General features: G+C 62.2%; 19 protein-coding genes, 1 tRNA gene and 1 other RNA gene. 5 read left to right on the forward strand and 16 right to left on the reverse strand.

Annotated features, from left to right (window positions below; all coding sequences use genetic code 11):
• Positions 1-4: 4 nt before the first annotated feature.
• Together ACODSO_RS09180 and ACODSO_RS09185 are read right to left on the reverse strand one after the other, a co-directional pair.
• The gene (locus ACODSO_RS09180) at positions 5-1,042 is read right to left on the reverse strand and encodes a CobW family GTP-binding protein (RefSeq protein WP_489036589.1); all 1,038 of its coding nucleotides are present in this window, start codon (positions 1,040-1,042) and stop codon (positions 5-7) included.
• A gap of 26 nt (positions 1,043-1,068) precedes the next feature.
• A complete protein-coding gene (locus ACODSO_RS09185; RefSeq protein WP_489036590.1) occupies positions 1,069-2,082 on the reverse strand; it encodes an N-acetylmuramoyl-L-alanine amidase in 1,014 nt (337 codons plus the stop codon).
• Positions 2,083-2,377: 295 nt separating this feature from the next.
• On the opposite strand from ACODSO_RS09185, the gene ACODSO_RS09190 reads away from it, so the two are divergent.
• Together ACODSO_RS09190 and ACODSO_RS09195 are read left to right on the forward strand one after the other, a co-directional pair.
• A complete protein-coding gene (locus tag ACODSO_RS09190; RefSeq protein WP_489036591.1) occupies positions 2,378-4,081 on the forward strand; it encodes an FAD-dependent oxidoreductase in 1,704 nt (567 codons plus the stop codon).
• 181 nt (positions 4,082-4,262) lie between these two features.
• On the forward strand, positions 4,263-4,610 hold the full coding sequence (locus ACODSO_RS09195; protein WP_489036592.1) for a histone-like nucleoid-structuring protein Lsr2: 348 nt from the start codon (positions 4,263-4,265) through the stop codon (positions 4,608-4,610).
• Positions 4,611-4,683: 73 nt separating this feature from the next.
• Here ACODSO_RS09195 and ACODSO_RS09200 read toward each other — a convergent pair.
• From ACODSO_RS09200 to prfB, 13 genes are all read right to left on the reverse strand, one after another.
• A tRNA-Ala gene (locus tag ACODSO_RS09200) sits at positions 4,684-4,756 on the reverse strand.
• Between the two features lie 103 nt (positions 4,757-4,859).
• A complete protein-coding gene (locus tag ACODSO_RS09205; RefSeq protein ID WP_489036593.1) occupies positions 4,860-5,612 on the reverse strand; it encodes a DsbA family protein in 753 nt (250 codons plus the stop codon).
• Positions 5,613-5,651: 39 nt separating this feature from the next.
• The gene (locus ACODSO_RS09210) at positions 5,652-6,872 is read right to left on the reverse strand and encodes an MFS transporter (RefSeq protein ID WP_489036594.1); all 1,221 of its coding nucleotides are present in this window, start codon (positions 6,870-6,872) and stop codon (positions 5,652-5,654) included.
• On the reverse strand, positions 6,869-8,509 hold the full coding sequence (pgm, locus tag ACODSO_RS09215) for a phosphoglucomutase (alpha-D-glucose-1,6-bisphosphate-dependent) (RefSeq protein WP_489036595.1): 1,641 nt from the start codon (positions 8,507-8,509) through the stop codon (positions 6,869-6,871). Before pgm ends, ACODSO_RS09210 begins: the two co-directional genes overlap by 4 nt.
• 177 nt (positions 8,510-8,686) lie before the next feature.
• Positions 8,687-9,057: a transfer-messenger RNA gene (gene ssrA, locus ACODSO_RS09220) on the reverse strand.
• Between the two features lie 81 nt (positions 9,058-9,138).
• The gene (locus tag ACODSO_RS09225) at positions 9,139-10,539 is read right to left on the reverse strand and encodes an NAD(P)H-binding protein (protein WP_489036596.1); all 1,401 of its coding nucleotides are present in this window, start codon (positions 10,537-10,539) and stop codon (positions 9,139-9,141) included.
• A 46-nt stretch (positions 10,540-10,585) separates the two neighbouring features.
• Positions 10,586-11,449: a DMT family transporter gene (locus ACODSO_RS09230; RefSeq protein WP_489036715.1), complete on the reverse strand. Its 864-nt coding sequence runs from the start codon at positions 11,447-11,449 to the stop codon at positions 10,586-10,588.
• Entirely contained in the window at positions 11,446-11,919 is a 474-nt protein-coding gene (gene smpB, locus ACODSO_RS09235) for an SsrA-binding protein SmpB (protein ID WP_068368872.1), read from the reverse strand. The genes ACODSO_RS09230 and smpB overlap by 4 nt, the downstream gene beginning before the upstream one ends.
• A 116-nt stretch (positions 11,920-12,035) precedes the next feature.
• On the reverse strand, positions 12,036-12,941 hold the full coding sequence (gene ftsX / locus ACODSO_RS09240; RefSeq protein WP_489036598.1) for a permease-like cell division protein FtsX: 906 nt from the start codon (positions 12,939-12,941) through the stop codon (positions 12,036-12,038).
• A gap of 78 nt (positions 12,942-13,019) precedes the next feature.
• Positions 13,020-13,709, reverse strand: coding sequence for a cell division ATP-binding protein FtsE (ftsE, locus tag ACODSO_RS09245; protein ID WP_338892939.1), 690 nt, complete (start codon positions 13,707-13,709; stop codon positions 13,020-13,022).
• 67 nt (positions 13,710-13,776) lie between these two features.
• Positions 13,777-14,235, reverse strand: coding sequence for an Rv3103c transmembrane domain-containing protein (locus tag ACODSO_RS09250; protein WP_489036600.1), 459 nt, complete (start codon positions 14,233-14,235; stop codon positions 13,777-13,779).
• Positions 14,232-15,149, reverse strand: coding sequence for a mechanosensitive ion channel family protein (locus ACODSO_RS09255; RefSeq protein ID WP_489036602.1), 918 nt, complete (start codon positions 15,147-15,149; stop codon positions 14,232-14,234). The genes ACODSO_RS09250 and ACODSO_RS09255 overlap by 4 nt, the downstream gene beginning before the upstream one ends.
• 5 nt (positions 15,150-15,154) lie before the next feature.
• Complete coding sequence (gene prfB / locus ACODSO_RS09260) at positions 15,155-16,267, reverse strand: peptide chain release factor 2 (RefSeq protein ID WP_068368865.1); 1,113 nt, start codon at positions 16,265-16,267, stop codon at positions 15,155-15,157.
• A gap of 100 nt (positions 16,268-16,367) precedes the next feature.
• Here prfB and hisN point away from each other — a divergent pair, with 100 nt between their 5' ends.
• A complete protein-coding gene (gene hisN / locus ACODSO_RS09265; RefSeq protein WP_489036603.1) occupies positions 16,368-17,156 on the forward strand; it encodes a histidinol-phosphatase in 789 nt (262 codons plus the stop codon).
• Between the two features lie 10 nt (positions 17,157-17,166).
• Here hisN and ACODSO_RS09270 read toward each other — a convergent pair whose 3' ends face one another.
• On the reverse strand, positions 17,167-17,535 hold the full coding sequence (locus tag ACODSO_RS09270) for a DUF1304 domain-containing protein (protein ID WP_489036605.1): 369 nt from the start codon (positions 17,533-17,535) through the stop codon (positions 17,167-17,169).
• Positions 17,536-17,681: 146 nt separating this feature from the next.
• On the opposite strand from ACODSO_RS09270, the gene ACODSO_RS09275 reads away from it, so the two are divergent.
• Entirely contained in the window at positions 17,682-19,088 is a 1,407-nt protein-coding gene (locus ACODSO_RS09275; protein WP_489036717.1) for an acyl-CoA dehydrogenase family protein, read from the forward strand.
• Between the two features lie 45 nt (positions 19,089-19,133).
• Positions 19,134-20,357, forward strand: a complete 1,224-nt coding sequence (locus ACODSO_RS09280) for an acyl-CoA dehydrogenase family protein (RefSeq protein ID WP_068368833.1) — start codon at positions 19,134-19,136, stop codon at positions 20,355-20,357.
• Positions 20,358-20,494: the final 137 nt, after the last annotated feature.

Here is a 20,494-nt window from a genome sequence, read left to right on the forward strand (position 1 = left end):
CGCCTCAACTCGAATAACGATGTACAGGCAGCATCGCCGACTCGTCGGTGGGATCCCCCGGACGCCTGACGCAGTCGAGTAGCCGAATCTCTATCAGCTCTTCGTCGAGGTCGGTACCGATCGCCACGATTCGCGTCACCCGTTCCTCGCCGTCGTCCCAGGTGTCCGGCTCCAATCGGATGTGACGCCCAACGGTGTTCAACACGAATTTTGCCTCGTACCCGTCGATCCCGAAGTACACGAATCCTTTGATGCGATAGACATCTCCCGCCGGATTCTCGAGCATGTCCACGAGCCTCCGAGGATCCAGCGGCTCCACGGACTCGAAGCTGGACGTCGTGTAGCGGGAGTGCAGGTGTCGTGCGTGGTCGTCGTCCTCGTACAACAGCTCGTCCAACGACATCTGTCTGGCTTGGGTCGGATCGTCAGCACGTTCCGGTACCTCGAACAGAAGCTCTGCATCGACACGGCCGTGTGACGTGATCAGGATCGGAACCTCGTCCACGACTCCGCGCACCCTCGACTCGACGGCGCCGAGGTCGTCCGGATCGAGCCGATCCGATTTGTTGAGTACCAGCAGATCAGCGAGCCGAAGGTGACTGTCGATCTCCGGATGCGTCGACCGAATGGAATCGAATTCGACGGCGTCGACCAGACCGACCAAGCCACCGTAGGTGATCCTGGGATTGTCGCTTCCCAGGACCATACGAATCAGATTCCGCGGTTCGGCGAGTCCACTGGCTTCCACGACGATGACATCGAGCGGGGAAGAACTGCCTGCAAGCACGTCGAACATCGAGTCCATGTCGCTGACATCGACTGCACAGCACAGACATCCGTTGCCGAGCGACACCATCGAATCGACCTGCCCGGCTACCATCATCGAGTCGATGTTGATGGATCCGAAATCGTTGACCACAACTCCGATTCGGATTCCGCGATTGTTTCTGAGCAGATGATTGAGCAACGTGGTCTTGCCCGATCCGAGAAACCCAGAGACCAGTACGACAGGGATCTTCGATACTTCTCGCCCTCGTGCCACGCAGCGAGGGTACTAGGGACCCGAAACTACGGTGCCAGGAGCTGCTTCAACAGACCTTGCGCAAAGTTCGACACCGCATCGACGTTGTCCTCGGTCACCAGATTCGACAGCCCCTCGACTCCGGCGGACTCGATGTACGGCGAAATGCCGGACAGCAGCTGCGACAGAGAGGTTCCACCGGTCGGCGTGGACTCCGACGCCCCCGCTGCCGGTGTAGCCGGAACCGCGTCGGTTCTATCGACACTCGTGTCCGATCCGAGGAGATAGTCGATTACTCCGGTAGCGATGGCAATAGCGTGCTCGAGCTGCCCCTCAGAGCTTTCCAGTACCGCGGCGTCCTCCGGATTGGAGCCGTTGCCCATCTCGACGAACACCAGCGGCACGCTGGTGAGTGCAGGTCCGGCGACGTCGGAGCGTTCCTGCAGCCCGTCGACCACACCTGCATAGTTCGCCGGGGTGAATCCGCCGCGTTCGTAGGAGTTGCGCATCAGGTTCGACGCTGCCCTGCCGCCCTCCGACTGCGCCGCGTTCGCCGCGGCGTCGGGAATGGGAAGTGTCGGAACGATGAGGTGAAAACCATGCTTGTTTTCGTCGGCTCCCGTTGCGGTCGAGTCCGCGTGGATGCTGACCGCGACGTCGGCACCGGACTCGCTTGCGGCCCGCGCCCGGTCGTCGACGCATCCGCCCCATCCTGAGTCGTCGGCGCGAGAGGTGACGACGGTGGCACCGAGGCTTTCGAGACTGGACTTCACCAACTGCGACACGTTCCAGGTGATCGTGTGTTCCGGGACACCGCCGATCGTGGTCATACCCGTCGTCTGGCAGTCCTTGGTGCCGCCCCTGCCATCGTCGACCTGTTTGCCGAGATCCTGAGAATGACCCGTTCCTTGGTGTCCAGGATCGAGAAACACGGTCTTTCCCGACAACTCACTCCCCGAAGACTCCTCCGCGGCGGGCGCGGCGGACGCCACGGAGGCAGTCGTGACGGACAGAGCAAGGATGCCCGCGGACACAGCGCCGAGAACTACGGATTTGTTCATCTATGGATTCGGACTCACTCGACGCGAATCGGCCGAGCGGCCACTCCCCTTCCAGATCGGCTTCGGAGCAACGTGCCACCGAACGAGCACAGGGCTCACACAGGTAACAGCAGACACTTGCGTACCAAGTGAAGCAGACCGACTCCTGTCGGTCGAGAAGTTCGGCTATTGCAAGCAAATCGTGAGCCCGCCGTGACTCGACCGTTGCAGTGTCGCCTGCGAGTATTTTCGTCAGCGTTTGCTTTTGGTCTGTCGTTCCCGGTTCACGAGAAGTCGGCGCGCGGTAGAACAGGTTATGACGTTCGTGATTCTCCAGCCCTGCTGCAACGACGCGTCGTGCGCCGACGTCTGTCCCGTCGACTGCATCCACCCGACTCCGGACGAACCGGAGTTCATGCGGGCCGAAATGCTCCATATCGACCCCGACACATGCATCGACTGCGGGGCATGTGTGGACGAGTGCCCGGTCGATGCCATCCGTGCCGATCACGAGATCGACGCAGACCAAGACGTGTACCTCGAGATCAACGCAGACTACTTCCGCGCACACCCCATCCGCAGTACCGAATACACGAACCCGACACCGACATGGAAGAACACCGACTTCACCGGTCGTCGAATCGCTGTTGTGGGCTCCGGCCCTGCGGCGTTCTACGCCGCGATCGAACTCACCACCGTGCGAGGCATCGAGATCGACATCTACGACCGACTGTTGACGCCGTACGGCCTCGTCCGGGCAGGCGTCGCGCCGGACCATCCCGAAACGAAAGCCGTGACCGAGCTGTTCCGAGCGGTCGCGCGGACGAAGTCCGTGCACGTGCACCTCGGGGTCGAGATCGGCACCGACGTCACGCACGAGGATTTGATGGCTCACCACGACGCTGTCGTCTACGCAACGGGCGCCTCCGGTGAGCGAACCCTCGACATTCCGGGTGAGGAGCTACCGGGAAGTCACGCGGCCACCGAGTTCGTTGCCTGGTACAACGGCCACCCGGACTTCGCCGACAGGACTTTCGATTTCTCGTCGCGGCGCGCAGTGGTGATCGGCAACGGCAATGTCGCACTCGATCTTGCACGGATTCTCACCGCTGATCCAGAAGAGTTGGCACACACCGACATCGCGGACCATGCGCTCGACGCTCTGCGCCACAGCAATATTCGTGAGGTCTTGGTTCTCGGCAGGCGCGGGCCCGCGCAGGCGAAGTTCACCAATCCCGAACTGATCGCGTTGTCGAATTCCACTGCCGTCGACCTCGTGGCGCACCCCCTCGACGGCGACACGGCCGCCGCAATGGAATCGGAGGTGAATTCGTCGAACGCGGATCTCTCGGTCAAGCTTGCGCTGGTGCAGCGGCTCACGGACCGCTACAACGCGTCGGCGGAACCCGACCGGGAATCGGCGAAGAAGATAGTCCTCCGGTTCTGCACTTCTCCGGTCTCGATAGAAGGAACGACTTCTGTCAGTGGTATACGGCTCGTACACAATGTCCTCCGTGCCGGCGAAGATGGATCGTTCAGCGCCGAAGCGACCGGGGATGCGGAAACTGTCGATACGTCTCTCGTGCTTCGTTCCGTCGGCTATCGCGGACGCGCGATTACGGGTGTTCCGTTCGATGCCACGCGTGGTGTCGTACCCAACGCCGATGGCCGTGTGATCGACGAGTCCGGCCGCGTGGTTCCAGGCGTGTACGTCGCCGGGTGGATCAAGCGCGGACCGACCGGAGTGATCGGCACGAACAGGAAGTGCGCCCGAGAGACGGTGCACCGTCTGTTGGAAGACATCGCGTCCGGCAGCATTCGTCACACGCCGAGGGGACGAGAGGAGTTGGACGCGATGCTGTCCCAGAAAGCGCCCGATGCGCTCGATTTCACGGATTGGCTGGCAATCGACGCAGCCGAGATCGCTGCTGGCACGACGTCGTCTCGTCCGCGGATAAAGTTCGTCGACCAGGATGCGATGCGCTCAGTGGCACTTCGACACCGCAGCGAGCGTTACTGATCTGCACATTGTTCGGTGCCGCAATACCGTCCTTTCTTTCGGCTACAACTAAATGAATCGGTCGGACGGGCGAAATCGGCCACGCTCGAACCGGCTCACATGGATAATTCCAGGAAGCAGTCGTATAGTCGCGAAGAGTTCGATGCGGACAAACCCGAAATAATCATTGGAGAACTGCACAATGGCCAAGAAAGTCTACGTCCAACTCGTCGACGATATCGACGACAAGCCGATCGATTCGGGCGGCGAGCACATAACCTTTTCAGTCAATGGCACCAGCTATGAAATCGACCTCAGTGACAAGAACGCCAAGGAATTCCACCGCAAGCTGAACTACTACATCGAACATTCGGCACGTATCGGAGGCAAGCGAACCAAGAAGTCGGCAGGCGCCTCGGCCGCTGGATCCAAACGGGACGCGAACCAGACGAAGGCCATTCGAGAATGGGCGAAAGCGAACGGATACAACATTTCCGCGCGAGGCCGCATTCCAGCAGACGTGGAGCAGGCATTCGACGCCGCGCACTGAATCTGCTTCGGTGCACGATCGACCATAGAAAAAGGGAGCCACCATCCGGTGACTCCCTTTTTCTCTCGTTCTGTGGAGCTAAGGGGACTCGAACCCCTGACCCCCACACTGCCAGTGTGGTGCGCTACCAGCTGCGCCATAGCCCCGTACTTCACTTCCGCATTACCTTGCGGTTGCTCGAACGAAGTTACACCATCGCCGGTTGCAGCTACAAATCCCCTGGTCCAGCTCGGGCTTGTATTGGTTCGATCAGCCGATCGATTCGACCCACGAAGAGTCGCTGAGAGCGTCGACGATCTGTCCGTCGACGAGGACGCCGGGAGTCCCTGCAGCCCCGGCGGTCGCCAGCGCCGTGCGCGCTGTCTCGGCATCGGCTGCTGCGGCGTCGGCTTGCTCACCCGAGGTGATGCATTCGGTCACGGAGTCGTCGGCACCGCTTCGTTCGGCCATGTCCGCAAGATCCGAGTCCGTGTGGTCGGCGTCGCCGTTTTCCTCCGGTTGAAATTCGACCGAGAACAAGGTCGCGTGGAATGCCGAATAGACGATGGCATCCCCGGACTCTGCGACGCACTGCGATGCTGCCACCGCCCTGCTCGAGTAGTTCCCACTGGCGGAAGCTTGGTTCAGCTGAGGCAAAACGACCATGTGGTAGCGAACGGTGACCGCTCCCTCGTCGATCTTCTGGGCGAGTTCTTGGCCGTGTTTCACCTCGAGCTCACCACAGAACGGACACATGGGGTCTTCGAATATGTCGATCGTATTGGGCGCGCCCTGGACACCGAGCTGCACAACGCCGTCGTCGAGCACAGACAAACCTACGGCAGGATTGTTGACGGAGCCATATCCGTCGTTGCGAGGTTCGTTTCCACCTCGCTGCCACAGGATGGCGACAACCACGACGACTACCACCACGACAAGGGCGATTCCCGCGAGTACGTAGGTGAATGTGTTCGACGTCGGCCGGGGTGTGTACTTCGCGCCGGAGGTTCTGTTTTGGCTCACACTGCTCATGATACGAAAGGAAGATTTTCGGCCGTCTCACTATTGCGGTTCGTGCTCGTGTTTCCTGTCCGTCGTGTCGGGGACGACAATCCACCACGCCGCGGCCAGCAGCAGAATCAATCCCGACGTCACGAATGCGGTGCCGTACGAATAGGCCTCGACGATCGCGCCCGCTATGACCGGACCGAGTATCGCGCCGACGTCGGCGGACATCTGGAACGTGGAGAGCACCGGGCCGCCGCGCGCCTTCGACCCGATGACGTCGGCGATCGATGCTTGCTGCGCGGGAGTCATCAGTCCCGATCCGACCCCTGCCAGAAACGAGAAGATCATGAACAACACGACGTCCTCGGTCAAGCCGATGGCGGCGGTGAAGATACCGGAGACGACGAGTCCGGAGACAACGAACGGTTTTCTGCCTCGCGTATCGGACAAGCGTCCCGACGTCGTCAGAACAAGCGCATTTCCGACGGCGAAGACCGCCAACGACACTGCTGCCACCGCCGCCGATCGCTCCAGCATGGCAATAACGAAGAGTGGGATCAACGCGACGCGAACGCCGAACACCACCCATCCCGTCGCAAGGTTCGACGCGAGTGCCGCCCGGTATGCCGGCACGCGCAGAGCCGACCGCAGGGTCAACACGGGAATCGACGAATCCTTGCTCGTCTCGAGTTCCTTCATGTCGCCGAGGCTGAAGAACACGACGGCGGCGGCGATGACGAGAGCCACCGCATAGATGATGAAGGGCGCACGAAGCCCCAGGCCGACCACCGCTCCCCCGAGGAGAGGTCCGCCGATCGACCCCAGGAGAAAGCTCGTCGCGTACAGGCCCGATACGCGGCCTCGACTGTGGTTCGGACTCATCCGAATCAGAAGGCCCAACGCCGATACCGAGAACATGGTCGAGCCGATGCCGCCGAGACCTCGGAATACCAGCAGTTGCCAATACGTTTGGGCGAACGCACAGGCTCCGGTCGACAACGCGACGATCAGCAACCCCGACAGGTACACCGGTCGCTCGCCCAGTTTCTGCACGAGGGATCCACTGGCGGGGGCGAACAACAACCGCATCATTGCGAATGTGCTGATCACCGCAGATGCCGCGAAGACTCCTACTCCGAACTCGGTCGCGAATTGAGGCAACACAGGCGAGACGATGCCGAAGCCGAGAGCAATGACGAAACTGGCCGAGATCAGTACCCAGATCTCCGAGGGCAATGCGGGGGTGTTCCGAGCGGACGAGGGGGCTTTCGTCACGATTCCTTCAGTGCCTGAGACACCAATTCTCGGGCAGCGGCCTGCACCTTCGCCAGATGCTCCTCCCCGAGGAAGGACTCGGCGTAGATCTTGTACACGTCTTCCGTGCCGGAGGGACGAGCCGCAAACCACGCATTCTCCGTGGTGACCTTGAGACCACCTATCGCTGCACCGTTGCCCGGAGCGGAAGTCAATGTCGCGGTGATCTTTTCGCCGGCGAGATCGGTGGCGTCGACCTGTTCGGGTGAGAGCTTCGCGAGAATCGCTTTCTGTTCCCGCGAGGCTGGTGCATCTACGCGCGCATACGCCGGACTGCCGAACTCGGCGGCGAACTCTCCGTAGCGCTGCGACGGCGTCTTGCCCGTCACTGCGGTGATCTCGGAGGCCAAGAGCGCCATGATGATCCCGTCCTTGTCCGTCGTCCAGACACGACCGTCGGTGCGCAGGAACGACGCTCCCGCGCTCTCCTCACCCCCGAAGCCGAGGTCGCCGTCGAGCAAGCCTGGTACGAACCATTTGAATCCGACCGGAACTTCCAGGAGTCGACGGCCGAGTCCGGCGACGACCCTGTCGATCATCGAGGAGGACACCAGTGTCTTGCCGACCTTGGTCGTCGGTGACCAACCTGATCGGTGGGTGAACAGGTAGTCGATCGCGACGGCCAAGAAGTGGTTCGGGTTCATCAGTCCACCATCGGGCGTGACGATGCCGTGGCGATCGGAGTCGGCATCGTTTCCGGTTGCGATGTCGTACGAATTGCGAGCCTCGATGAGTGAAGCCATCGCATTGGGTGAGGAGCAGTCCATCCGAATCTTGCCGTCGGTGTCGAGCGTCATGAATCGGAAGGTGGCATCGACGAGCGGGTTGACGACGGTCAGATCCAGGTTGTGCCGTTCGGCGATCGCGTCCCAATAGTCGACGCTTGCGCCGCCGAGTGGATCGGCGCCGATGCGCACGCCCGCAGCGCGGATTGCATCGAGATCGACGACGTTGGGAAGATCGTCCACATACGTACCGAGGTAGTCGTACTTGTCCACGGTGGTCGCGAGCGCTCGAGCCAGCGACACGCGCTTCACCTCGGACAGACCGTTGCGGAGTAGCTCGTTCGCGCGCGCAGCGATGACGGACGTCGCGTCGCTGTCCGCGGGCCCGCCGTGCGGCGGGTTGTACTTGAATCCACCGTCACGCGGCGGATTGTGCGACGGAGTGACCACGATTCCGTCCGCGCGTGCCGCGTTGCCGGACGAGTTGTAGCGCAGAATGGCATGGCTCACTGCAGGAGTCGGTGTGTACCGGCCCCCGGAATCGACGAGCACGGTCACTCCGTGGGCAGCCAGTACTTCCAAGGCTGTGGTCCACGCTGGCTCGGACAACGCGTGAGTGTCGCGGCCGATGAACAACGGACCGGTGATCCCCTGCTCGGCGCGGTACTCGACGATCGCCTGGGTTGTCGCGAGAATGTGCCCCTCGTTGAAGGCGGAGTCCTCGCTGGAACCGCGGTGACCCGAGGTACCGAAGACCACTTGCTGGCTCGGATCGGACACGTCGGGAGTACGCGAATAGTAGGCCGTGACCAACTGCGCGACATCGACGAGATCCTCCGGCAATGCAACCGTTCCAGCTCTATCGTGCGCCACGATGCGCCTCCTTCTCCTTGCCCGATACCGCCGCGTTCAAGCGTAGTTGGCTCGGCGCCGGACCGTGAGCGCACCCGGGCTCCAACCGACATTCCGGGGCATGGAAAAGAGGGGGCATGAAAAAGCCGGGGGCATGAAAAAGCCGGGCCGACACATTCTCTGTGCCGACCCGGCTTTTCGTGGAGCTGCCGGGAATCGAACCCGGGTCCTCTGCTGAATCGCCAGGGCTTCTCCGTGTGCAGTCTGCTATGCCTCTACTTGGATCTCCTGATCTCGCAAACAAGCCAGGATGACGATCCCAGCCACTGTTTGATGTTCCTCATCACTCCGTGGCCGAGTGAATCGGTAAGCCCTCTAGCTGATGCCAGTACCCGGACCGAGGGCGAGCCCGGACTGACAGACACGCAGTCGCTACTTAGGCAGCGAGTGCGTAGTCGCGCTGATTGGAATCGGCGCTTATATGTTTGCGATGACGCTTACGGTGGTCTCTCGCCTGCACCGACACGCTTCCCCTGACTCAACATACAAAGTCGAAACCGTTCAGCCCCGTATGTTCCCCAGCACTTTGCCGGGGCTTGTCAGTGTAACGCGTCCGCCGCGCAGAATCATCCCGTTATTCGGTGCGTGTTCTATGCACGGTCGACTTCGGCTACGACGCCCTGCAGGAGGCGGCCGGCCGCCACTTTTCGCGCAGGCAGCGATCCATACCAGAACGCTCGACCGGCCAGCCCGCGTGGAAAGAAGTCGATTCGCTGTTCGAGGCGCGTTCCACCGCCTGCCGAGCCGACGGTGTACTGCAACCACGCGTTGCCGGGCAACGCAGCGGTCGACCGCAACCTCACCACACTCGAATAGTCCGGCTCCGCATCACCTGTGGCCGAGGCTTCGGTGTTCTCGATTCGCCAGTTCTTGGAGTCGCGGGCTTCGACGGCACTGCGCAGCCGTCGTGAAATCTCTTCGGGTCCACTACCGAGATAGACACTGCGCACGTCGGTGTAGACGACCTCGCCGGCCCAGTCCGGATCCGAGGGCAGTGGATCGGACGGAGCGGTCGCGGTCTGGGACCAGTTCGATTCGGGTTCACCCTCGTCGATGGATCGCAGGGCCAGTCGAACCGAGTCGCGATACGGAGTCAGTCCCCCATCCGGGCGATCCACGATCGAGTCGATGTCGGTCTCGTGCGCCACCGCGTCGTATTGCAGTGACTCGATGAGCGGCATCGCGAGCCCACGAGGAATCGGCGTCACCAACCCGATCCAGTGGCCCGCCAGGCGTGGGGTAAGTACCGGTAGGACGACCATCCGACGCTTACGCAACCCCGCGACGTCGGCATAGGTGTTCATCATCTCGCCGTACTCCATCACGTCCGGACCGCCGACGTCGTATGTCCGGCTCTCTGGAAGGTCGGCCTCGGCGGCACCGATCAGATAGTGAAGGATGTCGCGCACAGCGATCGGCTGAATCTTGTTGTGCACCCAGCGTGGAGTCGTCATGACCGGAAGCCGGTTGGTCAGGTGGCGGATCATCTCGAACGACGCTGAGCCTGCGCCGATGACGACGCCTGCCTGCAGCACCAACGTCGGCACATCGGAGTCGATCAGAATGCGCCCCACCTCCGCCCTCGACTCGAGGTGCTCGGACAGCTCGCCGGATTCGGGGTGTAGGCCACCGAGATACACGATCCGTGACACTCCCACCTCGGCAGCAACCGCTGCGACGTTCTGGGCGCTCTCCCGCTCCGTCTTCGCGAAATCGTCGTGCCCGTCCGAACCCATCGAATGCACGAGGTAGTAGACGACGTCGACGTCGGCGAACGCCCTTTTCAACGAATCACGATCTCCGAGATCCCCGCGCGCGACCTCGACGTCGGTCGCCCAAGGAACGCCGTCCAGCTTGTCGGGATTACGTGCGAGCACTCGCACCGTGTACCCGGCGTCCAGCAGCCTCGGAGCCAGACGGCCACCGAGATAGCCAGTAGCTCCGGTGACGAGCACACGACGAGGGGCGTCAGCATTGCTGTTGGCGGTCATCCTGTATCGATACCCCACCGTGGCCGATTCAATCCAGCGGTACGTCTCACGCCAGCGCGATCAGACCTACCGCCCCGAGGGCCAGGACCATACCTGCTTGCTGGAGGCGGGACACACGTTCCCCCAGCATGACCATCGCCAACATCACGGTCGCAGCAGGATACAAGGACGCGATCACGCTGACCAAGGACAGTAGACCGCCCTGATAGGCGTACAACAAGGCTGCGTTTGCGACCACGTCGAGCGTTCCGACGAATGCGCACAGCTTCAGTACGCTGCCGTGCGGTGCCGAGAAGTGCCCGGACGCGAGCGCGACGCACCACACCACCGCCGTCGCGGACGCCCGTGAGGCGGCGAGTGGCCACAGCCCCGATCCGTCGCCGATCTGATGCAGGCAGATGAAAGCCACCGCGAATGTGACACCGGATCCGACGGTCAACCACGCCACGGTCCTGGTGAACTTCAACTCGCGGCCGCCTGCGACCTCACCGGCAGCCTTGTCGGGCGACTCCTTGCTGACCAGCACAACGGCAATCAACGCCAATGCGATTCCTGCGAACGCAAGTACGCCGGGGCGCTCGCCGAGGGCGAACCCTGCAACGACAGGGATACCTGCCACCAGCACTGCCGTCAACGGGGATACGACAGACATCGGACCCGAGGCCAGCGCCACGTAGAACCACCACACCGCGACACCACCCGCGACACCGGATGCGAGTCCCCACAGAATGGGCTCGAGCGATATCGACCCACTGACGAACGGCGCGATCAGCAGCACCAGCAGAAGCGAGAAAGGATAAGAGACGATGACGACCCTGAGGGCGGCTACTCGGCGAGAGGCGACACCTCCGACGAAATCACTGACGCCGTAGCCGAACGCGGCGACGAGCGCCAGCACGATTGCGGTCAGCGCATGCCCTTGATACGACGCCCGAGCTCGCGTGTCACCTCGCGCTCGGCTGTGCGACGAGCGAGGTCCTGCCGCTTGTCGTAGTCTTGCTTTCCCTTGGCGAGCGCAAGCTCGACCTTGACCTTGCCGTCGGAGAAGTACATCGACAACGGCACGAGAGTCAGCGATCCTTCTTTCGTCTTGCCGACCAGACGCTCGATCTCACGCTTGTGCAGCAACAGCTTTCGAGTACGACGCGGTGCGTGGTTGGTCCAGCTCCCCTGCGTGTACTCGGGGATGTGCAGACCACGAAGCCAGATCTCGCCGTCGTCGACCGTGGCGAACGAGTCGGCGAGCGAGGCTTGGCCATCGCGGAGACTCTTCACTTCGGTTCCGACGAGTGCGATACCTGCCTCGTAGACATCCAGAATCGAGTAGTGGTGCCGCGCTTTGCGGTTGGTCGCGATGGCCTTGCGGCCCTTTTCTCTCACTTCAGGGCCCTTTCTCGAGCGCCGTTACTTCGCGTGCGCGCCCATCGCGCAACCGCTCCAGCATAGAACTGCCGCGCAATCGAATTTCTTCCCCGGCGACAAACCGCCTGCACCATCTATTCGCGGACGTAGAGCCGCAGCGTGATGTACGCGGTGACCGCCGCCATCCCGATGCCGACGAGTGCGAGGAACGGCGAGACGAGCAACACGTCACTGTTGGATATACGCGCCAGAATGTTCGCGTCGTACACCTCCGAGAGCACATCGTCGATGAACAGGTTCTTCGCTGTGAACAATCCGGCGATGGCGAGTGCTGAGCCGATGAGTGCAGCGACCACGGCTTCGAGCAAGAACGGCAACTGCGTGTACCACCGAGTTGCGCCGACCAGTCGCATGATCCCGACCTCGGTACGCCTGGTGAACGCCGCGATCTGCACCATGTTGGCGATCAGCAGTACAGCCGCGATCGCCTGCACTATTGCTATGGCGAAGGCGGCGTTGCGAACACCGTTGAGAACGCTGAACAAGCGCTCGACGAGATCTCGTTGGTTCAGGACGCTCTGTACACCCGGTTGACCAGCGAAGTTGTCGTTGATGACACCGAACCGCTCGGGGTCACTCAGTTTCACCTTGAACGATGCCGGGAAGCTGTCCGGGCTGACGAGTTCGGCAAGCTCGGGTTGATCCTTGAATACTCGTTCGGTTGCGTCTTTCACCGCGTCGTCACGGTTCAAGTACTCGACGGACACGACCGCCGGCGTCTGGTCGAGTTCGCGACGCAGGGTCGCGCACGTCTCCGCGGCGCAGTCGGGGTCGGTCGCCGAGACGTCGTCGGTGAGGAAGATCTGCACCTCGACCCGGTCGAGGAAGATCTGCTGTGTCTTGCCCGCCATCTGGACGACCAGCAGCCCGCCACCGAACAGACCGAGCGATATCGCGGTCGTCAGGATCATGGCGATGGTCATGGTGATGTTGCGGCGTAGTCCGGTCAGAACTTCGCTGAAGATGAAACTTGCGCGCATCGGTTGATCCGGGCCCTTCGGTGTCTACGGTCTTGGAAAGTCTGATCGTTCGGCAATCGGCACAGAGTGCACGGGCTTCTACCTGCCGACGCCGTAGACCCCACGGGCTTCGTCGCGCACCACGCGCCCGTTGTCGAGTTCGATGACCCGGCGACGCATCGAGTCGACGATGTGGTTGTCGTGCGTTGCCATCAGAACCGTCGTTCCGGTCCGGTTGATGCGTTCGAGCAACATCATGATGTCCTGGCTCGTATCCGGGTCTAGGTTTCCGGTCGGCTCGTCCGCAAGCAACACAAGAGGCCTGTTGACGAACGCCCGGGCGATCGCGACCCGCTGCTGCTCACCCCCGGAAAGCTCGGTCGGGAGGCGATCCGACTTTCCGCCGAGCCCGACCAGATCCAGCACCTCGGGCACCGTTCGTTTGATCATCGAGCGAGGCTTTCCGATCACCTCGAGAGCAAACGCGACATTCTCGACCACGGTCTTCTGCTGCAGCAATCGGAAGTCCTGGAACACACACCCCATGGACTGCCGCAGCTTGGGTACACGCCGCGACGAAAGGCGGTTCACGTGAAAGTCAGCGACATGAATGTCACCCGAGGTCGGTGTTTCCTCCTTGAGGAGAAGTCGCATGAAGGTCGACTTCCCCGAACCCGACGGGCCGATGAGGAAGACGAAGTCCCCTTTTTCCACCGAGACCGTCACGTCGTCCAGAGCTGGTCTGGTCGACGTCTTGTAGGACTTGGAGAGATTCGAGGTGCTGATCACGGGTCGCCAGTGTAGCCCCTACCTGTCGGTAACCGACCGGGGCAACATGTGTGTTGCCTGTGTAAACCTACGGGTTTGCGGTTGCACTCGGTGCTGACGGCAACAACGACCGAAGCTCCGGCGGCACGGTCAGACCGGGTAGGTATGTCGGATCCTGCGTACCGGCCTCGCCCGTCGTCGACTCACCGGAGAATCCGGGCTCCCCCGAGGTTGCCCCGGTGTTCGACGGGTCCTCGGTGACAGAGGGATCGACGGTCGAGCTCGGTGGAGTCGTCGTCGAGGGTTCGGTGTATTCGGACTGATAGTTGGGCTGAACTCCGCTGTACTGGCTCGTGTCGATCGGTTGAGGACCGACCTGTTCCGAAGCAGGTTCGGGTCGGACCTGGCCGTACAGAAGAGCAGTGAGGACGAAGCAGACACCGAGCGCCACCGTCGACGTTCGGACTCGCCCGTAGATCCTGGGTGGAATCTTCCAGCTGCGCGACGGCCGATCAGTGCCGTCTGTACCGCCGCCGTGTTCGGTCATCGCTCGGCCTCCCGGTCGGACGACGCGCTTTCCGGAGCGACACCTGCTGTGGACAGATCAGGGCTGACGCTGATTCCCTCGGGGCGCAGAGCCGCTGCGACACGAACACGCAGATCGCGGCCCACGTGAAATTGCTTGCCCGGCAGGGTCCGTGCCACGAGCCGCACATTCACCACGTCGACCTCGATGCTTTCGACGCCCATCACGGTCGGCTCGTCCAGCAGCAGTGGGCGAATCTGTGGATCCTCGAAAGCGTCGTGACCGACACTCCTGAGGATTTCGTTGACCCGGTTCAGGTCGGCACTGGATGGGATCGGAACATCGACCACAGCACGAGCCCAGTCCTTGGACAGGTTGATGACCTTGACGATCTGACCGTTGGGAACGGTGATCACTTCACCGTCGACGCTGCGTACTCGCGTTACCCGCAGCGTTACGTCCTCGACGGTACCCTCGGCGTCCTCGGCCGAACCGGTGACCGCGATCTGGACGACGTCACCGAAGCCGTACTGACGTTCGGTAATGATGAAGAAGCCGGCAAGGATGTCCTGCACGATGCGTTGCGCACCGAAGCCCAGCGCTGCGCCGAGTACCGCGGCCGGAGCAACCAGGCCGCTGGCGGCGAATCCGAAGCGGCGCAACACTTCGATCGTCACGAGTACGTACACCAACGTGACAGCGACCCAGGTGATCACCTGGGCGAGAGCATGACGATGTTTGGCGGCTTCGGTGCGCACCAGAGCGTCACTGTGCTGATAGTTCGAGTCGATCCGCGCGGTGATACGCGATCCGACATAACTGATGAAACGCGCCATGAGCATCCCACCGAGGATGTACAGCACGATTTCGAGCCCACTGCCGTACAGCCAACCCTTCAGGTCGTCCGGCAGGCCGAGAGACAGTGCTGTGACCATGTGTTCTACTCTTCCCCGCGCATACGCCAACGAATTCCCGCTTCGAGGAAACCATCGATGTCGCCGTCGAGCACCGAGGACGGATTGTTGACCTCGTATTCGGTGCGCAGATCCTTGACCATCTGGTACGGGTGCAGCACGTAGGAACGCATCTGGTTTCCCCAGGAACTGCCGCCGTCGCCTTTGAGGGCGTCCATCTCGGCGCGTTCTTCCTTGCGCTTCACCTCGAGCAGCTTGGCCTGCAGAACGCGCATGGCCGACACCTTGTTCTGCAGCTGCGACTTCTCGTTCTGGCAGGTGACGACGATGCCCGTCGGGATATGGGTCAGGCGAACCGCGGAGTCCGTCGTGTTGACGGACTGACCACCGGGGCCGCTGGATCGGTAGACGTCGACACGGATGTCACCCTCGGGAATGTCGATGTGATCGGTCGTTTCGACGACAGGAAGAACCTCGACCTCGGCGAACGACGTCTGGCGACGGCCCTGGTTGTCGAACGGGCTGATGCGCACGAGGCGATGGGTTCCCTGTTCGACGGACAAGGTTCCGTAGGTGTACGGCGCTTTGACAGCGAATGTCGCGCTCTTGATGCCTGCTTCCTCGGCGTAGGACGTGTCGTACACCTCGACGCTGTAGCCGTGTTTCTCCGCCCAGCGGATGTACATGCGCATCAACATTTCGGCCCAGTCCGCCGCGTCGATGCCGCCGGCGCCGGAACGGATGTTGACCAGCGCATCACGCTGGTCGTACTCACCGGACAGGAGCGTGCGCACCTCGGCCGCGGCAATGTCCTCGCGCAGCGACGCACGTTCGGCATCGGCGTCGGCGGTGGCCGATGTCTCGGCTTCGCCCTCTTCACCTTCGGCGAGTTCGTAAAGGACCGGAAGGTCGTCTAGACGAGAACGTAGTTCTTCCACCCGACGGAGCTCGGCCTGCGCATGAGAGAGCTGACTGGTCACTTGCTGGGCGTGTTCCTGGTCGTTCCACAGATCGGGGGACGCCGCCTGATGTTCGAGCTCGTCGATACGACGACGCAGTTCTTCGACATCGAGAACAGACTCGATGGTGGTGAGTGTGATGTCGAGTTCGTTCAGGTCTGCAGAGACGTCAGGATGCACGAGAGTCAAGGTTACCGGCAGTTGCACGGACGGCGGACCAGAGCGTCTCACCTCGCGCCGGGGTGAGAGCGCCGTCATCACCCTGTCCTACTCTTGAGCTGTGACTTTCTCCGCCGACGACCTGCAACTCGCCCTGTCCATCGCCGACCAGGCCGACGACATCACCCGGGATCGCTTCCTCGCACTGGACTTGAAGGTCGCGGACAAGCCGGACCTCAGCCCAGTCAGCGACGCGGATCTCGCCGTCGAAGAGAAGGTCCGGTCGATTCTGGCCGCGCAGCGCCCCGGGGACGCCGTTCTGGGCGAGGAATTCGGCGGAGACGCAGTCTTCGAAGGCCGTCAGTGGGTGGTCGATCCGATCGACGGAACCAAGAATTTCGTCCGCGGAGTTCCGGTCTGGGCAACCTTGATCGCGCTTCTCGAGGACGGCGTCCCTGTGGTCGGCGTTATCAGCGCGCCGGCACTGAACCGTAGATGGTGGGCAGCGCAGGGCGACGGCGCCTGGACGTCGTACGACGGTGGCGAGTCTCGTTCGATCGCGGTGTCCTCCGTGAGCGAGCTCTCGTCTGCGAGCCTGAGTTTCGCGAGCCTGTCCGGATGGCGGGATCGAAACATCCGCGACCGATTCATCGATCTGACCGATGCCGTCTGGCGAGTGCGCGGGTACGGCGACTTCTTCTCGTACTGCCTGCTCGCCGAGGGCACCCTCGACATCGCGACCGAACCCGAGGTCTCACTGTGGGACCTTGCTCCGCTCGACATTCTCGTCCGAGAGGCGGGTGGCCGATTCACCTCGCTCGACGGGGATTCGGGCCCCCACGGTGGGAGTGCGGTCGCCACGAACGGCTTCTTGCAGGACGAGGTCCTGGGCCGCCTGCAACCAGTGTAACCGCAACGTCCTAGGCGAACGCCGCGAACACCAATGCCAGCGCCGGAGTGATTCCCTGCACGACGGCAGGGCGGAAATACTTCCTGCCTCCTGTCGCGAGAACGAACGCTGCCCCGACGATGCTGAGACACGCGAAGACGACGATCGCATCGCCGGCGTCGCCGCCGATGATCAGTCCGACAATGATGCCGACGGCAAGAAACAGGTTGTAGAAACCCTGGTTGAACGCCATCGGCCGGACTACGTCGGCGTCGGCCTGGCTGGCGACACCGAAGCGCTTCCACACCGAGGGCTTGCTCCACGCCACGCTTTCGAACACGAAGATGACGACATGGAGGATCGCTGCCGCGGCAGCGAAGATCTGGGCTAATACAGGCACGGAGTCAGATGCTGCCACACCTGTCGCGATTTCTGCGGCGACTGTGCGAGGCCCGCCGTACGACGGACTTCTTACTGGGGAGTAGACAGCTAACTTACTCAAGAGTAAGATAGTTGAAGTCCGAGCCCGACACCGAGAAACAGCTGGTGATCATGAGCAAGCAAGACAGTGTGATCGAGACGAAGCGCAGAGCGCCTCGCGACACATCCGCAGTAGGCCTCAATCCGTTCAAGCGTGATGCCATCGGCACCGCTATGCGCGTGCTCACGGCCATCACCGGATCCGAACTCGCGGAGAAGTACAACCTCCGTCAGACAATCGACCGAGTGACGTACGAGAGCACCAAAACCGGTTTCAAGACCTTGGGTGCTGCGAATCGCACATTCGCCAAGGCAACCGGAGGCGGCAAGCCGAAGCGTCTGGAAGATGCGGCCGTCAAAAACCTCGACTACTTCGATCTGACGCCCGACGACGAACAGCGCATGATCGTGGAAACGGTCAAAGAGTTCGCCGAAGAAATTCTGCGGCCCGCAGCGTTCGACGCAGATGCGTCGGCATCGTCGCCAGAGGATCTGGTCCGTCGCTCGGCCGAGCTCGGCATCACGTTCATCAACGTTCCCGAAGAGCTCGACGGTGCGGCAAGCGAACGCGGCGCCGTCACCAATGCGCTCGTCGCCGAAGCCCTTGCCCATGGCGACATGGGTCTTGCGCTCCCGATTCTCGCGCCGAGCGGGGTCGCAGTAGCTCTCACCCAGTGGGGCACCGACGCTCAGCAGAAGACATACCTGCCGGCGTTCGTCGGAGAAAAAGTCCCCAACGCAGCAGTCGTCGTCAACGAGCCTCGTGCTCTGTTCGATCCGTTCGCTCTGAAGACGAAGGCGGTTCGGTCGCCGAGCGGCTTCAAGCTCAACGGCGTCAAGAGCGTCGTACCCGCCGCCGGCAGTTCCGAGCTGTTCATCGTGGCTGCCGAACTGGAAGGCCGCCCGGCGTTCTTCATCGTCGAGTCCGACACCAAGGGCCTCGTCGTCGAAGCCGATCCCAGCATGGGACTTCGCGCCGCAGGCCTCGGTCGTCTCGTGCTCACCGATGTCGCGGTTCCCGAGTCCGCGCTTCTCGGCGACGGTGACGCAGACCAGCGCGCCCTCGATTACGCCGACGCCATCAGCCTCGCACGTCTCGGCTGGTCGGCTCTCGCGGTCGGTACCGGTCAAGCCGTCCTCGACTACGTCATTCCGTACGTCAACGAGCGTGAGGCGTTCGGAGAACCCATCAGCAACCGCCAGGCCGTCGCCTTCATGGTCGCGAACATCGCGATCGAACTGGACGGTTTGCGGCTGGTCACTCTGCGCGGCGCGTCACGCGCCGAACAGGGTAAATCGTTCGCCCGCGAAGCCGCGCTCGCGCGACGCCTCGCGGCCGAGAAGGGCATGCAGATCGGTTCCGACGGCGTGCAGTTGCTCGGCGGACACGGATTCACCAAGGAACACCCCGTGGAACGCTGGTACCGCGACCTCCGCGCCGTCGGTGTCACCGAGGGCATCGTCCTCATCTGATTCGCCCCCATCTTCTCGAGAACCCCGCCAAGGAATCGATAAACCATGATCAATCTCGAACTACCCAAGAAGCTTCGGGCGCAAGCGAATCAGGCACACCAGGTCGCGGCCGAGATCTTTCGCCCCATCTCCCGCAAATACGACCTGGCTGAGCACGAATATCCAGTCGAGCTCGACACGATGGCCTCGATGGTCGAGGGCATGTCCGACGCCGGCACCGAAGTCGGTGGCGCAGCGGGCGGTCGTGAGAAGGACAGCGAGAACGCCAAGAAGCCCAGCAAGACGGCGAACGCGAACGGCGGCAACATGGCCGCTCTCGTCAATGTCATCGAGACGTGCTGGGGCGACGTCGGTCTGACGCTGTCGATCCCCTACCAGGGTCTCGGAAACTCGGCCATCGCTGCCGTCTCCACCGACGAACAGCTGGAGCGTTTCGGCAAGGTCTGGGCTTCCATGGCCATCACCGAGCCCAGTTTCGGATCCGACTCCGCGGCAGTCACCACAACCGCTGTTCTCGACGGCGACGAGTGGGTCCTCAACGGCGAAAAGATCTACGTCACTGCGGGCGAGCGATCGACACACATCGTCGTATGGGCGAGCGTCGACAAGTCCAAGGGCCGCGCCGCGATCAAATCTTTCGTCGTCCCACGTGACGCTCCAGGCCTCAGCGTCGCGCGTCTCGAGCACAAGCTCGGCATCAAGGCCTCGGACACGGCGGCATTGCTGCTCGAAGACTGCCGGATCCCGAAGGACAACCTCCTCGGCTCGGCCGAGGTGAACACCGAAAAGGGATTCGCGGGCGTCATGCAGACGTTCGACAATACGCGTCCGCTCGTCGCCGGCATGGCCATCGGCGTCGCACGTGCGGCACTCGAGGAGTTGCGTTCGATCCTCGTCGAGGCCGGGGTCGAAATCTCGTACACCACTCCCGCATACAACCAGCACGCAGCGGCAGCCGAGTTCCTTCGGCTCGAAGCGGACTGGGAAGCGGCGCACCTGCTCGCGCTGCGGGCAGCATGGATGGCAGACAACAAGGAGCCGAACTCGCTGCAGGCCTCGATGGCAAAGGCGAAGGCCGGCCGCTCCGCCACCGACATCACCCTCAAGGCCGTCGAACTCGCCGGAAGCTACGGCTACTCGGAGCGGTTGCTGCTCGAGAAGTGGAGCCGCGATTCGAAGATTCTCGACATCTTCGAGGGCACCCAGCAGATCCAGCAGCTGATCGTCGCTCGACGAGTGCTCGGAAAGACGTCCGCCGAGCTGAAGTAGATTTTTTGCCCATGCACGAAACTGCATGTACGAGACCCCGTAGCCGTCCCGGTTGCGGGGTTTCGTGCATGGGGCGAAAGAAGGTCCTCGGGCCCTGTCGAAAACATGCATTCCCATTCGTCGTCATCATGTAAGCC

The organism is Rhodococcus sp. FG69 (genome assembly GCF_057808915.1).